A 14,776-nucleotide genomic window follows, 5' to 3' on the forward strand; every position below is an offset into this window, starting at 1 on the left:
CTTCACCGGCCGGGACTTCTTGTAACTGGAGTATGTCGATGGTTCGTGGATTGAGCGGGGCCTGCGCGTCGGTGCTGCTGTTGCTGGCGGCGGCTGAACCCGCTCACGCTTCTCCATCCGTCTATACGGTTGCGCCCGACGAGCCGCGCGCCGTCACCGTCAAGGGCGCGGGGGACGGCCGGGCGGACGACAGCGCGGCGATCCAGCGCGCCATCGACGCGGCGGCGGAAAAGGGCGGCGGCGGCATCGTCTTCCTGCCGGCCGGCACCTATCGCATCAGCCGGACGATCTTCCTCTGGCCGGGCGTCCGCATCTTCGGCATCGGGGAAAGGCGCCCGGTCATCCTGCTCGGCCGGAACACGCCGGGCTTCCAGCGCGGCGTCGCCCATATGCTGATGTTCACCGGCAGCAAGCGCCAGACCGACAGGGACACGCCGCCCGCCGCCTTCCCCCCGGCGGGCAGCGTGCCGTTCAACAGGACCATCGCGGACGCCAATCCCGGCACCTTCTATTCCGCGCTCGGCAATATCGACTTCCGCATCATGGACGGCAATCCGGCGGCCACCGCGATCCGCTTCCACTCCGCCCAGCACAGCTTCGTCAGCCATGCCGATTTCGACATCGGCTCGGGCCTCGCCGGCCTCTACCATGTGGCGAATGAAGCGGACGACCTGCATTTCCGGGGCGGGCGCTACGGCATCCTCGCGGAAAAGCCGTCCCCCGCCTGGGGCTTCGCGCTGGTCGACGCGACGTTCGAGGGACAGCGCGACGCCGCCATCCGCGAGCATGAGGCCGGCCTGACGATGGTCAACGTCGCCTTCCGCAACGTGCCGGTCGGGATAGAGATCGACCGGGGCTATGGCGACTGGCTCTGGGGCCAGGACCTCCGGTTCGAGAATGTGGCCAAGGCGGGCGTCGTCATCTCGAACGAGAAGAATGTCTATACCCAGATCGGCTTCCAGAATGTGCTGGCGGCCAACACGCCCACCTTTGCCCGTTTCCGCGAAAGCGGCCGCACCGTCGCCGGCAGGGGGCAGAACTACAGGATCGCCTCCTTCACCCACGGCCTGACGCTGCCGGGCGTCGGCCGCATGGGCGAGTACCGGACGGACATGCAGGCGGAAGCCATGGGCGCGCTGCCGGCCCCGTCCGTTCCCGCCATCCGCCCCTTGCCGCCCGTCCCGGAATGGGTGAACGCCCGCACGCTCGGCGCCAAGGGCGACGACAGGACCGACGACACCGCCGCCATCCAGAAGGCGATCGACAGCCACCGCGTCGTCTATCTGCCCGCCGGCTTCTATCATGTCAGCGACACGCTGCGCCTGCGTCCCGATACGGTGCTGCTGGGCCTGCACCCCAGCCTGACGCAGATCGTGCTGCCCGACGGCGCGCCCGGCTGGGCAGGGGTGGGCGCGCCCAAGGCGCTGGTGGAAAGCGCGCAGGGCGGCGATGCGATCGTCGCGGGCCTCGGCCTCAACACCAACGGCGCCAATCCGCGCGCCACGGCGCTCCTGTGGAAGGCCGGCGCCCACTCCATGGTCAACGACGTCAAGTTTCAGGGCGGCCACGGCACCGACCGCTTCGACGGCAGCCGGGTCAATCCCTACAACAACAATGCCACCGGCGATCCCGATTCCGCCCGACGCTGGGCCGGCCAATATGCCAGCCTCTGGGTGACGCAGGGCGGCGGCGGCACCTTCGCCAATATCTGGAGCCCCAGCACCTTCGGCCATCCCGGCATCCTGATCTCCGACACGGAAACGCCCGGCCGCCTCATCCAGGCGTCGGTCGAGCATCATGTCCGCACGGAAATCGGCCTGAACCGCGTCGCCAACTGGGAACTGCTCGCCCCCCAGACGGAGGGTGAAGCGGGAGAGAGCGGCGACGCCGTGGCGCTGGAGATCAGGGATTCGCACAATATATTGGTCGCCAATTTCCACGGCTATCGCGTCACCCGCACCCGGGAGCCCGCACCCGCCGCCATTACCCTCTATAATTCCCATGACATCCGTTTCCGCAACGTCCATGTGAATGGCGAAAGCGGCCTTGGCACCTGCGACGAAAATGGCTGCGCGACCTTCCTGCGGCTCACCAAATTCCCGTTCGAAAACGCCATTCGCGACGTCACCCATGGGCTGGACGTTCGCGAACGGGAGTTCGCCGTGCTGGACGTGCCCGCCCGGCCGGAGCCGGTGAAGCCCGCCAGCTTCCTGGGCAGCAGGGTGGAGAAACTGGCCGACGGCTTCCATTCGGCGGGCGGCGGTGCGGTGGATGCGCAGGGCCGGCTCTATTTCATCGACCGCCGCTTCCAGCGCATCTGGCGCTGGTCGGACGAAGGCCGGCTGGAGATGGTGCGCGACGCCTCGCTCGATCCGGTCAACCTCAGCATCGACCGTTCCGGCAATCTGCTCGTCCTTTCCTCCTATGGGCGCAACGGCACGGTCTACAGCGTCAGGCCCGGCGCGCCCGACGGCGAGATCAGCGTCATTCCGGCAACGCCCGTCGCGCCCCACGCGGGCAGGGCCACGGTGCTGCCGGTCAACTGGTGGAACAATGGCGAGTTCAGGGACCAGATCGATCCCAGGACCTACGAATTCACGACGCTTGCCCAGATGTTCGCCCGCGACATGGCGGCGCCCAAGGCTCAGGAATATGTCTCGCCCGACGGCAGCATCGCCCTGCCTGCCTTCCGCACCTTCGCGCAGGGTCCCGCCGACCATCGCGGCCTGCGCTTCTCCGATTCACTCGACAGCTATGGTTTCATCCAGGGGGAGCCGGGCAGGCGCGTCTTCCTCACCAATGGTTCGGAAAACCGCACCTATAGCGGCCTGGTGGGCGCGGGCGGCGCGATCACCGACCTCAGGCCGTTCGCGGATCGCGGTGGGGAGGGGGTCGCGGTGGACCCGCAGGGCCGGGTCTATGTCGCGAACGGGCAGGTCTTCGTCTATGCGCCCGACGGCAGGGAGGTCGGCCGCATCGACGTGCCGGAACGGCCCTTGCAACTGCTCTTCGGCGGGGAAGGCGGCCGAACCCTCTTCATCCTGTCGCACCACGGCCTCTATGCGGTGAAGCCGGGACGCTAGGGTCCGGAACGCCGCGACCATGGAGCCGCACGAAGCTGCCGGGCGGACAGCCCAGCCGCTTGCGGAACGCGGTGCTGAAGGCGCTGGCGGAATCATAGCCGATTTCCTCCGCGATCCGGCCCAGGGACCTGTCGCCCCGCAGCAAGGCGTGTTTGGCGATCGCCATGCGCCAGCGCGCAAGATATTCGATCGGGCCGCAACCCAGCGCCTCACCGAAGCGCGCGGCGAAGGCCGAACGCGACATGCCCGCCACGCTTGCAAGCTGCGCGACGGTCCAGGGCGCGCGCACATCCTCATGCATGGCCCGCAGCGCGCGGGCCAGCGCGGGATCGCGCATCGCGCCCAGCAGGCCCCGATGGTCCGCTTCCCCACCGCCTGGCCGCCAGCGAAGCGCCTCCACCAGCAGCATCTCCAGCAGGCGCCGGGTGATCAGTTCCTTGCCCGGATGGCTGGACAGGCATTCGTCGGCCAGCATGTCGATCAACTGGCCGAAGCGCGTGGCGCGGCCCTGCGCTGCCGGGATATGGATCAGATCGGGAAGCAATGACAGCAGAAGGGGGGCGTTGGCCCGCTCGAACGCGAAGCTGCCGCCCAATGCGATGAAGTCCGGATCGCCTGGCTGATCCCCGTGCCGCACCGCTTCGCCGCGGGGTTCCACCCAGGTGCAGGGAAGACCCGCTTCGCTGCTCAAGGAAAAGGGCGGGGTGGTCGGCATCAGCAGGAAGTCGCCCTGCGCCAGCCGAAGCGGTGCGCCCCCTTCGAAGGCGACCCAGGCTTCCCCCGCAAGGATGATCGTGAAGCCGGGCGCGTCATGCGCGCGATAGCGAACGCCCCACCGCCCGCGCCCCGTGATCGGCTTGGCGATGGCGGCGCTGGGGCCAAGCAAGGCGATGATGTCGCTAAGGGGATCCATGTTATGGACGATCCGTAATCATATATGGATCATCGATTATAGATCGTCCGAAACGGTCCGTCTATCGGTCATGCATCGACATCGAGCGAGGCATACGATGAGCAAGACGATCCTGATCACCGGCACTTCTTCGGGCTATGGCAAGGCCACGGCGCTTCATTTCCTCTCGCAGGGATGGAATGTCGTCGCGACCATGCGACGGCCCGACCCGGCCCTGTTCGGCGGCCATTCCGAACGCCTGCGCCTGCTGCCGCTGGACGTCACCAGCGAGGACAGCATAGCCGCGCTGGTCGAGGCCGCCGGCCGGGTCGACATAGTGGTCAACAATGCGGGGATAGGCGGCGTGGGCGCCTTCGAAGCCATGCCGATGAGTCTGGTCCGCCAACTCTTCGAAACCAACAGCATCGGCACCATGGCGGTGTGCCGCGCATTCATACCGCAGATGCGCGAGCGTGGATCGGGCATGATCGTCAACGTGACGTCCACCGTGGCGCTGGGCGCCTTTCCGCTCGCGGCGGCCTATAGCGCGACCAAGCATGCGATCGAGGGATTCACGGCTTCCCTCGCGCATGAACTCGCCTATTTCGGCGTTCAGGTGAAACTGGTCGAGCCGGGCTATGCGCCCACCACCCGCTTCGGCGCGAACGCCATCATCCCCGTGACCGACCTGCTGCCCGGCCGATATGCGGATTTCGCGCAACCGATCCTTGCGGCCTTCGCGTCGCCCGCCCTGACGACCAGAGAGAGCGACGTCGCGCAAGCCGTCTGGACCGCCGTTCATGACGGGACGGGTCAGCTCCGCTTTCCGGCCGGCGCCGACGCGGTGGCGCTGGCGGAGGGACGCTGATCCTGTTCCGGCGAACCCACGCCCCAGCTCAGCAACACCCCGCTCAAGATCATGGCCATGCCGGCAAGATGGTATCCGAACAGCGGCTCCCCAAGGATCAGGGCGGCCAGCACGGCCCCGAACAGCGGCAGCAGGCTGATCGTCTGTCCGGCGGCGCTGGCGCCCACATGGCTGACCGCGGCGTTGAACGACATATAGGCGATAATCGAGGGGAAGATCGCGACATAGGCGATGGCGGCCATCACGCTTCCGTTCCAGTGCATCCGCGCGATCGCCTGCGTCTCGCTCAACGCGCCGATGCCCATCGCCAGCGCGCCGATGGCGAAGGTCACGAACAGAAAGACCAGCGGGGCGATGGGCGGGCGCAGGCGCAGGCAGGCGGTATAGACCGCCCATGCGCCACAGCCGCACAGCACCAGCAGGTCTCCGATGCCCAGGCGCAGCCGCAGGATTTCGGACAGATCGCCCCTGAACACGATGAATGTCACGCCCAGCGTCGACAGCGCAATGCCAGCGACCCGGCGGAGGGGCGCTTTGTCGCCAAAGGCGATGCGGCTCACGATGACGACGAATGTCGGGATCAATCCCTGCAACAACAGGCTGTTGGCCGCCGTCGTGTGGCGAAGGCCCGAATAGAGGAAGCCGTTGAACGCAGCGACGCCCGCCAGCCCCAGGAACAGGATCGTGCGCCAATGGCGGCGGATCAGCGCGCGCTGGGCCATGACGGGACGCCACGCAAAGGGGGCCAGGATCAGCAGCGCCAGCATCCAGCGGCCGAAGGCCAGCGTCAGCGGCGGAATTTCGCCCCGTACCGCGCGGCCGACTATCGCATTGCCCGCCCAGAACGCCATGGTCATGCCCAACATGGCATAGGCCCGCACCTGCAAGTTCAAATCCTGCCGCCCTTTCCTTTGAAGTACGCCGCGTCAAATCGGACGCAGGTCGCGCGCTCCAGGTTTCCGTTGTCGCATCCTTTCAGGCCGAAAACCGGTTCTCACCCTTCGACAGGTTCAGGACAGGCTTTTCTGCACGACGCACGCTAACTTCGGTCAGCCGTTCCTTAGGCGGGCAGGGGCCGAGAGGCCAGCCTGCTTTCGCTCCTGATTTTCGCGACCGTCTGCTTCGGCTGGCGCGGGGCAGCGGGCTATGCCAATATCTTGAACGGCTGCAACTGGGCGAACAATGCCTCGCGGCTCCTCACGCCGGTCTTGGAATAGATGCGGCGGATATGGGTTCTGACCGTTTCCAGCGAAAAGCGGGGAAGTATCCGGATTTCGCCAACGCAGTGTATCACTTCGGTTCAGGCAGTTCATCAGTCAAAAACGTAAACCATCCGTTACGGACTTTCGACCTTTTGGGTGATGCCCGATGGAGGGGCTATGCGCTGATCCAGTCCCTGCGCAGCGCCTTGCCCGCGAGCGCCATGAACAGTCCGGCCAGCAGGTAGAAGCCCAGCGCCGCGACGATCGCATAGCGCAGGGCTTCGTGGCCGAATTGCGGGGTCAGCGCATCCGACAGCGCGCCGACGCTCCAGCTGCCAAGGCCCAGGCCCACCAGATTGTTGATCAGCAGGAAGGTTGCCGATGCGCTCGCCCGCATATGGGCGGGCACCAGATGCTGGACGGCGGTCAGCACCGGGCCCAGCCAGACGTAGACCAGCGCCTGTGGGATCAGGAACAGGCAGAAGGCGAAGGCCACGCTGTCCGACAGCACGCCGATGACGAACAGCGGCATGCCGACGATATAGCTGGCGGCGGGAACCCAGGCATAGGCGGCCCTGTCGCGTCCGCCGAGCCGATCCCCCAGCCAGCCGCCCAGCAATACGCCCGCCACGCCGCCGACCAGCAGCAGTGCGCCAAGAAACTGTCCCGCACCCATCAGATCAAGGCCGAAGCTGCGCATCAAAAGGCTGGGGAGCCAGAAGGCGACGCCATAGCCGCAAAGCGACGAGCAGGCCGCGCCCAGGGCAAGCAGCCAGAAGCTGCGCTTGGCCGCCAATATGCCGAAGACGGCGGAAACCGGTATAGCATCGGCCTGCATGTCGGGGCGAGCCGGCTCCCGGACGGTGAGGCGGAAGATGGGCGCGATGATCAGGCCGGCAAGGCCGACGACAATGAAGGCCGTGCGCCATTCGACCGTCTGCGCGATATAGCCGCCCAGCAGCACGCCGCCCGCCGAGCCGAGCGGAATGCCGAGCGAGTAGATGGAAAGGGCGCGGGCGCGCTGGCCTTGCGGGAAATAGTCGGAGATGACGGCATAGGATGGCGCGACGCCGCCTGCTTCCCCCACGCCGACCCCGATGCGGAACAGGAACATCTGCGCGAAGCTGCCCGCCATGCCGCACAGCGCGGTGAAGCCGCTCCAGACCGCAAGGCTGGCGGTGATGACCCATGTGCGGCTGGTGCGGTCCGCCAGCAGCGCCAGCGGGATCGCCAGCGTCGAATAGAGCAGGGCGAAGGCGATGCCGCCCAGCGCGCCGAGCTGCGCGTCGCTAAGGCCCAGTTCCGCCTTGATCGGCCCGGCGAGGATGCCAAGGATCTGCCGGTCGAGGAAGTTGAAGGTATAGACCAGCAGCAGCATGGCGAGGACGATCGCGCGATAGCCTTTGCCTGCCGTTTCCTGCGCGCGTCCGGTCATGCTGCCGCTGGTCCCTTGCAAATTAGAAGCGGAAGCCCGCCGTGATCGTCCAGGTGCGCGGGTCGCCATAATAGACAGTCTGGATGTTGCCCACGCTGGAAAATTCCTGCCCGTCGGTCTTGTACAATTCCTTGAAGGCATTCTTCACCGCGCCGCGCAGATAATATTTGCCCTCCGCGAAATCGGCCTGAACATAGGCGTTGGCGATGGTATAGCCGTCTTCCTGGAGGCCGGGGCGGTTGTCCACCGACAGCCACTGCTTGTCCACGAAGCGCATGTCCCCGCCCAAGGTCAGCGACGCGCTGCCCAAGGGAATGCTGTAGTCCGCCGCCAGCCGCATTGTCATGGGCGGCGCGAAGGGGGGCTTGCAGGTGATGGCGTTGCCGGTCGGGTTGCAGGAGAAGGCGGGCGCGCGGCGGCCGTCGTTGAACTCCCTGTAATCGGCGTTGAGATAGCCGACAGAAGCCGCGACGTTCAGGTTGCGCATGGGTTTTACCGAAGCCTCGAACTCGACGCCCCAGATGCGCAGCTTGCCTGCGTTCACGACGGGGAAAGAGCCGCCCGCGATGCCGGTGGTCCCGCCGCCGACACGGGCCTGGAAGTCCTTGTAGTCGGAGTAGAAGGCGGCCGCGGACAGATTGACCCGCCCGCCCAGGAAGCTGCCCTTGGCGCCCGTCTCATAGCTCCAGACCGTCTCCGGCTTGAAATAGGGGATGATGGTGGTGACGCCGTCCACCACCTGCGTCACGTCGCCCAGCCCGTTGACGCGGCCGTTGAAGCCGCCCGACTTGAAGCCCTTGGAAACGGTCGCGTAGAGCAGCGTCTCGCGCGTCGGCTTGTAGGATAGGGTCGCCATCGGCGTCCACGCGTCGAAATCGACATGGTCTAGGTCATTATAGGGCGCCGGCAGGCTGCCGGGGAAGAGGAAGGGCGCTGTCTGCGCGCCGGCGAGCACCGTATAGGTGGACCGGTTATACTCCTTGCGTTCCTTCGTGTAGCGCAGGCCCGCCGTGATCGAGAGCTTCCGGGTCAGGTCATAGGTCATCTGGCCGAAGGCGGCGTAGCTCTTCACATTCTGGTGATCGTCGATGAAGCGGGTGAAGGTCAGCGGCAGGATAAGGCCGGGAGCGGCCTGAAGCTGAAGATAATTGTCGTCATAGCTTTCCTGATGGGACCGGATCGTCTCATTCAGATAATAGAGCCCGAACACGCCCGACAGCGGGCCGCTGTCATATTTGAGCTGCAGTTCCTGGCTGAACTGCTTCTGATGCACGCCGACGAAGGCGTCCGCCACTTCCAGTTCGGTGGCGTCGAAATCGATGTAATAATCCGGGCGCAGCTTGCGATAGCCGGTGATGGAGGTCAGCGTCACTGCGTCGTTCAGTTCGACATTGGCGGTGAACGACAGGCCCCAATGGTCGAGCCGCTGGCCCTGGCCCGGCGCCAGGCTGGTCGACGCCTTGTAATCATATTTGCCATAGGGATAGGCGGGCTTTACCACCGGCACGCCGATCACCTGGAAGGCGGAATTGTAGAGCACGTTGGTGAGCGGCGCGGTGGCATAGCCCAGTGTCGGCGCCGTCCGCTGGCGGGTATAGTCGCCCGACAGGATCAGTTCCACCCGGTCGCTGGGTGTGGCGCGCAAAATGGCGCGGCCGGCCTTGGTGTCGCGATCATTATATTTGCGGCCGGTCAGAGGATCGGTGACAGTGCCGTCGCGCTTGTCATAGACGCCCGCGATGCTGAGGGCGAGCTTGTCCTGCACCAGCGGCGCGGAGACATAGCCGTTCGCCAGCCAGGTGTCGTAACTGCCATAGGTCAGGCTGCCCATTGCCTTGAAGTCGGTGGTGCTGGGCTTGCGGCTGACGATGTTGACCGCGCCGCCAATGGTGTTCTTGCCATAGAGCGTGCCCTGCGGGCCGCGCAGCACCTCCACCCGCTCGACGTCGAACAGGTTCACCAGCGCGCCCTGGATGCGGCTGAAATAGACGCCGTCGACATAGGTGCCGACCGCCGGATCGAAGGTCTGGAGCGCGTCGGGCTGGCCGATGCCGCGGATGAAGAAGTTGGAATTGGAGGTGGAGCCGCGTCCCTGCACCAGATTGACGTTCGGCACCGCCCCCTGAATGCCCGACATGTCGTTCGCCTGGAGCCGGGCGATGCTTTCCGCCGAGATGGCGGTGACGGACACCGGCACGTCGAGGATATTCTCCTCCCGCCGGCGAGCGGTGACGATGATCTCGCTGCCGCTGTCGAATGCGGGCGTTTCATTTTGCGCGATGGCTGGAAGCGAAACGGCGCCGCCCCATGCTGCGGAGGCGAGCGCGGCGATACGCAGGGAATGGCGAGCCTTCATGGACGGTTCCTCTCCTGAAATGACGCCCGGAAATCCGGGTCGCGGGACTGTTCCTGCGATTCGATAATGAAAGTTGAACCGACTTTCAACTTGAAATAAGGACGCATGACGGGAACCGGCCGGATGCGGCAAAAAGATCACGGATGGGGAGGATGACGGATGACGGATTCGCTGGGCGAAAAGGACAAGACGCCGCGCACCGCCCGCGGGGAAAGAACCCGCCGGGCGCTGTTGTCGGCGGCGGCCGAGGAGTTCGGGGAAAAGGGCTTCCACGAAGGGTCGATCAGCGGCATCACCCGGCGGGCAGGCTGCGCGCTGGGCAGCTTCTACACTTATTTCGACAGCAAGGACGACATCTTCCGCGCGCTGGTCGCGGATATGTCCGGACAGGTGCGGGACTATGTCGGGCCGCGCATCGCGCAGGCCCGCGACGGGATCGATGCCGAACGGCTGGGGCTGCTGAGCTTTCTGGAGTTCGCGCGGAGCCACAAGGAAATCTACCGCATCATCGATGAGGCGGAGTTCGTCGACCAGGCGGCCTATCGCACCCATTATGAGAGTACTGCGTCCCGGATATTGGTCCGGTTGCGCGAGGCGGCGGCGCGCGGGGAAGTCTCCGGCGAGCCGGATGAAATCCATGCCTGGGCGATCATGGGCATGAACGTGTTCCTGGGCCTGCGCTTTGGCGTTTGGGATGACAGCCGCCCCGTTCAGGAGGTGGCCGCGATCGCCAACGCGCTGATCGAGCGCGGAATCGGAAGCGGCGGCAGGGATGGAAATCCTGACGCCGCCTGACGGCCAATCTCCATGAGTCCTGGACGCATTCCACCCATGATCTCATCCGAATTTGCGCGAGATCATCCGGAATAGCCTTAAATTGTAGCAATTGAGCAACTGTCTTCTTCCTACCGAAGTCGATCCTAATCCAGGTTGCATTCCAGCCAGCGTCCCTCACCCCCGATCGCGCGTTCAGCGGCAGCGCCGATCTTATTGCGGTTCGGCGCGACTTCTTCCTGTGAGGGGATCGAGCAATGCGAACCAATTCGGCTATCATCCACCGCGCGCTCTGCAATAGCTCTGCACTGACGGCCTGTCTGGCGAGCCTCAGCCTGATCGCCCCGGCGGCGGCGCAAAGCAGCACTGCGCAGCAGTCCGACACGCAGAGCGCGCCCGGGCAGGCCCCGGCCCCCACGATCAACTCCGCCGAACCGAGCGAGGGCGACACGATCGTCGTGACCGGGTCCATCCTGCGCACGACGACGGCAGCGACGCCATCGCCCATCACCGTCGTCAATGCCGAGACGCTGGAACAGCGCGGCATCAACACCACGCAGGAGGCGGTGCAGCGGCTGGCGTCGAACAACGGCCCCGCGCTCACCAACTCCTTTTCCGCCAATGGGGCCTTTGCGGCCGGCGCATCGGCGGTGTCGCTCCGTGGCCTCAGCACCAACTCGACGCTGGTCCTGTTCGACGGCCTGCGCGCGGCCTATTATCCGCTGGCGGACGATGCGACGCGCAATTTCGTCGACCTCAACACCATTCCCGACGACATCGTCGACCGGATCGAAGTGCTGCGCGACGGCGCGTCCTCCACCTATGGCGCGGACGCGATCGCGGGTGTCGTGAACGTCATCACGAAGAAGCAGATCACCGGCATATCCGGCCGGGCGGAAGCGGGCATCAGCCAGCGGGGCGACGGCGCCAATCACCGGCTCAGCCTGACGGCGGGCTGGGGCGATCTCGATGATCAGGGATTCAACGTCTATATCAGCGGTTTCTACTTCGATCAGGCGGCGCTCTATAACCGCGACCGGCGCTATCCCTATAATTCGCAGAACCAGTCGGGCATCTGCCGCGACGGCGTGTGCGGACCGTCCATCGGGCCGAATGGAGGATCGATCAATCCTTCGACAGGCGGCTATTCCGGTTTTTCGACCACCACCGACGCCAGCCTGTTCGCCACCACCTTCTTCGTGGCGCCGGCCGGTCCGGACAATGCCGCCGAAACCGGCCGCTACCAGTTCCTCAACCCCGCCGCCGGCTGCATCGCCGGGGAGACGCCTTATACGCTGACCCCTCAGGAATTCGCGGCGGACGCGCGTGCGCCCGGAACCGTATGCCAGGGCGATCTCGTCGATCAATATGGCGTCATCTCTCCCAATATCGAAAGATGGGGCGGTTCCTTCCGGGCGACGGGACGGATCACCGACGACATAGAGGCCTATTTCCAGGCGAATTTCCTTCAGAGCAATGTGAGCTTCACCGGCCTGCCCGCCAGCATCCGCCGCAACGGCCCGGCCGGCATCAACTTTCCCCGCTTCAGCACGGCGGCCGCCGCTGGCGGCGCCAATTCCGTCGGTTCGCTTGTCCTTGCCCTGCCGGTCTATGTCTGCCCGCTGATCAATAACCTGCCCGATCCCAATTGCACCGCCGCCAATCCGGCTGCCCGGCTCAATCCGAACAATCCGTTCGCGGCGCAGGGGCAGGTGGCGCGCATATTGGGGCGCATACCCAATATCCAGGAATATAATGAGACCCGCAGCCGCACCTATCGCGCCGCTCTGGGCGTTACGGGCAAGTTGTGGGACGACTGGGACTTCGCGGTGAATGGCGTCGCGATGCGCACCGATCTGCGGCGGACGCAGAACGGTTATATCTATATCCAGAATCTTCTGAACGTGATTGCCGACGGCAGCTATGATTTCGTCAACCCTTATGCCAATAGTCAGGCGACGCTCGATTATCTGTCGCCAGACAATGTGACGGATGCCAATTCCCAGCTTTATGCCGTGGAGGCGACGCTCAGCGGCAATCTGTTCGACCTGCCAGGGGGACCGATGCAGATCGGCGGCGGGCTTTCGCTGCGCTATGAATCCATCGATGCGCCAAGCGCCAATTCGGACGTCGACGGGCCGACGCAGCGTTATTTCGTCCTCAACGCCTTCGGCACCAAGGGCCACCGGACGGTCCGTTCGGCCTTTGTCGAGCTGAATGCGCCGGTGCTGGAGTCGCTCGAGATCAACGCTTCGGGCCGCTATGACGATTATTCGAGCGGACAGCACGCCTTCTCTCCGAAGGTCGGGGCGAAGTTCACGCCGATCCGCCAGGTCGCGCTTCGCGGCACCTGGTCACGCGGCTTCCGCATCCCCAGCTTCGCGGAGGCCAACGCCATTCCGACGACCGGCTTCGTCACGGCCGCCCAATCGCTGTACAACGACGCCTTCCTGTCGCAATATGGCTGTTCCCTGGCGACCTTCAACAGCTGTCCGGCCTATATCAGCAGCGCCAGCTATGGCCAACCACGCTGGCCAGCCCCGACCTGAAACCGGAACGGTCGACCAGCTTCACCGCCGGCATCGTCGTGGAGCCGATCCGGAACATTTCCCTCAGCATCGACTATTTCAACATCAAGAAGACCGGCGCGATCACCACGCCCAGCAACCGCCCGGCGCTACTCGCTTATTATGCGGGCCAGGTGGTGCCATCCGGCTATAATATCATCGCGGATGCGCCCGCGCCCGACTTTCCCGGCGCGACGCCGCGCGTGGCCTTCGTGCAGTCGCAGCTCATCAACGCCAACACCATCCGTTCGGAAGGACTGGACTTCGCCGCGAGGGCGCAGATCGACCTCGGCCCGGACATTCGCTTCACCTCGGCGCTAGAGGCGAGCTATATCATCAATCTCAGCACGACATTTCCGGACGGCACGACGGAATCCTATGAAGGAACGGCCGGCAACTTCAACCTGACCGCCGGATCGGGCACGCCGGAATGGCACGGCAACTGGCAGAATACGCTGGAATGGGGGAAATGGACGGTCAGCGCGACAGCCGAATATTTTGGCGGCTATAATCTTTCCGCCGCCGACCAGGGGACGGAGCCGGGCGATTGCGGCCTGCTTTCCGCGCCTTTCGTGAAGTGCGACGTGCCTGCCTATATCACGGTCGACCTGACGACCAGCTTCAAGGCGTCGGATCGCTTCACCTTCTACATCAATATACTCAACCTGTTCGACGATCTGCCGCCGATCGATCCCGTCACCTACGGCGCGAACAATTATAATCCGGTCCAGGGTGGACTGGGAATATTCGGGCGCTCCTTCCGGGCCGGCGCGCGGTTCACCTTCTGAGAGTTTGGGAGGACCGGAGGAGGAATTCTCCGGTCCGGGCCCGGCATCTCCATATCGGTCCCTGCGATCATTCAGCTTTGCCGACCCTGCGGCACCGCAATCCATGGTTGCGCGTTGATCCGGTACGAAGAAAAGCAGCGAGGATGCCATGATGAAAATCGGAAAGAAATGGATGCTTGCAACGGGCCTCATGCTTGCGCTTGGCGCCTGCACGACGGCAACCCCCTATCAGCCCGCCGGGCAGAGCCGCGCTGCCCCCGGCGGCTATGCCGACGAGCAGATCGAGGCGAATCGCTTTCGCGTGACCTTTTCCGGCAACAGCATGACATCGCGGGAGACGGTGGAGCGCTATCTGCTCTATCGCGCTGCGGAACTGACGCGCCAGCGCGGCTATGACTGGTTCGTCATGGCCGACCGCAATACCGAGAGGCGCAGCCGGACCTATGTCGACCGGCCGTTCGCGCCGGGCGCCTTCGGCTATTGGGGCCCATCCTGGCGCTATTATGGGCGCGGCTTCGGCTGGCGGAGCTGGGATCCCTATTGGGGCGATCCCTTCTGGGACAGCCGGATCGATGTGCGCACTGTGGACCGCTATGAGGCCAGTGCAGAAATCGTGATGGGCAGGGGCCGCAAGCCCGCGGATAATGTCCGCGCCTTCAGCGCCGAAGAAGTGATGACGAATCTGGGGCCCAATATCGTCCGGCCCAACTGACCGCAGGCGGAATAAAACGTATGGCTCGCCCCGTCGGCAAGCGGTTTGTGTCTGATGATCTGGTCAGTCTGCGAAAACGTATCCGGCCTTTCAGCATGG

General features: G+C 64.9%; 10 protein-coding genes. 6 read left to right on the plus strand and 4 right to left on the minus strand.

Annotated features, from left to right (window positions below; translation table 11 throughout):
* The first annotated feature begins 38 nt into the window (after positions 1 to 38).
* Positions 39 to 3,083, plus strand: a complete 3,045-nt coding sequence (locus tag K7W03_RS00730; protein WP_222885234.1) for a glycosyl hydrolase family 28-related protein — start codon at positions 39 to 41, stop codon at positions 3,081 to 3,083.
* On the opposite strand, the gene K7W03_RS00735 is transcribed toward K7W03_RS00730, so the two are convergent.
* A complete protein-coding gene (locus K7W03_RS00735; RefSeq protein WP_222885235.1) occupies positions 3,037 to 3,996 on the minus strand; it encodes an AraC family transcriptional regulator in 960 nt (319 codons plus the stop codon). The two genes, K7W03_RS00730 and K7W03_RS00735, sit on opposite strands and share 47 nt — an antisense overlap.
* Positions 3,997 to 4,093: 97 nt before the next feature.
* Between K7W03_RS00735 and K7W03_RS00740 the strand changes: the two genes are divergently transcribed.
* Entirely contained in the window at positions 4,094 to 4,843 is a 750-nt protein-coding gene (locus tag K7W03_RS00740; RefSeq protein WP_099186477.1) for an SDR family oxidoreductase, read from the plus strand.
* Here the strand turns inward: K7W03_RS00740 and K7W03_RS00745 are convergent.
* From K7W03_RS00745 to K7W03_RS00755, 3 genes are all read right to left on the minus strand, one after another.
* The gene (locus K7W03_RS00745; RefSeq protein WP_226869586.1) at positions 4,789 to 5,736 is read right to left on the minus strand and encodes a DMT family transporter; all 948 of its coding nucleotides are present in this window, start codon (positions 5,734 to 5,736) and stop codon (positions 4,789 to 4,791) included. The two genes, K7W03_RS00740 and K7W03_RS00745, sit on opposite strands and share 55 nt — an antisense overlap.
* 484 nt (positions 5,737 to 6,220) lie before the next feature.
* Positions 6,221 to 7,480 (minus strand): spinster family MFS transporter, encoded by a 1,260-nt coding sequence (locus K7W03_RS00750; RefSeq protein ID WP_099187027.1) that lies wholly within the window; start codon positions 7,478 to 7,480, stop codon positions 6,221 to 6,223.
* Between the two features lie 22 nt (positions 7,481 to 7,502).
* Positions 7,503 to 9,836, minus strand: a complete 2,334-nt coding sequence (locus K7W03_RS00755; protein ID WP_222885236.1) for a TonB-dependent receptor — start codon at positions 9,834 to 9,836, stop codon at positions 7,503 to 7,505.
* 159 nt (positions 9,837 to 9,995) lie between these two features.
* On the opposite strand from K7W03_RS00755, the gene K7W03_RS00760 reads away from it, so the two are divergent.
* The 4 genes from K7W03_RS00760 (at position 9,996) to K7W03_RS00770 (ending at position 14,677) form a co-directional block, all read left to right on the plus strand.
* On the plus strand, positions 9,996 to 10,631 hold the full coding sequence (locus K7W03_RS00760; RefSeq protein WP_222885237.1) for a TetR/AcrR family transcriptional regulator: 636 nt from the start codon (positions 9,996 to 9,998) through the stop codon (positions 10,629 to 10,631).
* Positions 10,632 to 10,867: 236 nt separating this feature from the next.
* Positions 10,868 to 13,159: a TonB-dependent receptor plug domain-containing protein gene (locus tag K7W03_RS00765; RefSeq protein ID WP_226869587.1), complete on the plus strand. Its 2,292-nt coding sequence runs from the start codon at positions 10,868 to 10,870 to the stop codon at positions 13,157 to 13,159.
* Positions 13,156 to 13,965: a TonB-dependent receptor domain-containing protein gene (locus K7W03_RS27660; RefSeq protein ID WP_226869593.1), complete on the plus strand. Its 810-nt coding sequence runs from the start codon at positions 13,156 to 13,158 to the stop codon at positions 13,963 to 13,965. Before K7W03_RS00765 ends, K7W03_RS27660 begins: the two co-directional genes overlap by 4 nt.
* Positions 13,966 to 14,113: 148 nt before the next feature.
* On the plus strand, positions 14,114 to 14,677 hold the full coding sequence (locus tag K7W03_RS00770) for a CC0125/CC1285 family lipoprotein (protein ID WP_161942146.1): 564 nt from the start codon (positions 14,114 to 14,116) through the stop codon (positions 14,675 to 14,677).
* The last annotated feature ends 99 nt before the right edge of the window (positions 14,678 to 14,776 follow it).

Source organism: Sphingobium sp. PNB (genome assembly GCF_019873065.1).
Taxonomy (GTDB): Bacteria; Pseudomonadota; Alphaproteobacteria; order Sphingomonadales; family Sphingomonadaceae; genus Sphingobium; species Sphingobium fuliginis.

What these genes read in the sequence shown, in the direction of transcription:
- K7W03_RS00735 (WP_222885235.1), bottom strand. Translation starts at nt 3,996, where the DNA reads ATGGATCCCCTTAGCGACATCATCGCCTTGCTTGGCCCCAGCGCCGCC.
- K7W03_RS00760 (WP_222885237.1), top strand. Translation starts at nt 9,996, where the DNA reads ATGACGGATTCGCTGGGCGAAAAGGACAAGACGCCGCGCACCGCCCGC.
- K7W03_RS00755 (WP_222885236.1), bottom strand. Translation starts at nt 9,836, where the DNA reads ATGAAGGCTCGCCATTCCCTGCGTATCGCCGCGCTCGCCTCCGCAGCA.
- K7W03_RS00770 (WP_161942146.1), top strand. Translation starts at nt 14,114, where the DNA reads ATGATGAAAATCGGAAAGAAATGGATGCTTGCAACGGGCCTCATGCTT.
- K7W03_RS00750 (WP_099187027.1), bottom strand. Translation starts at nt 7,480, where the DNA reads ATGACCGGACGCGCGCAGGAAACGGCAGGCAAAGGCTATCGCGCGATC.
- K7W03_RS00765 (WP_226869587.1), top strand. Translation starts at nt 10,868, where the DNA reads ATGCGAACCAATTCGGCTATCATCCACCGCGCGCTCTGCAATAGCTCT.
- K7W03_RS00740 (WP_099186477.1), top strand. Translation starts at nt 4,094, where the DNA reads ATGAGCAAGACGATCCTGATCACCGGCACTTCTTCGGGCTATGGCAAG.
- K7W03_RS00730 (WP_222885234.1), top strand. Translation starts at nt 39, where the DNA reads ATGGTTCGTGGATTGAGCGGGGCCTGCGCGTCGGTGCTGCTGTTGCTG.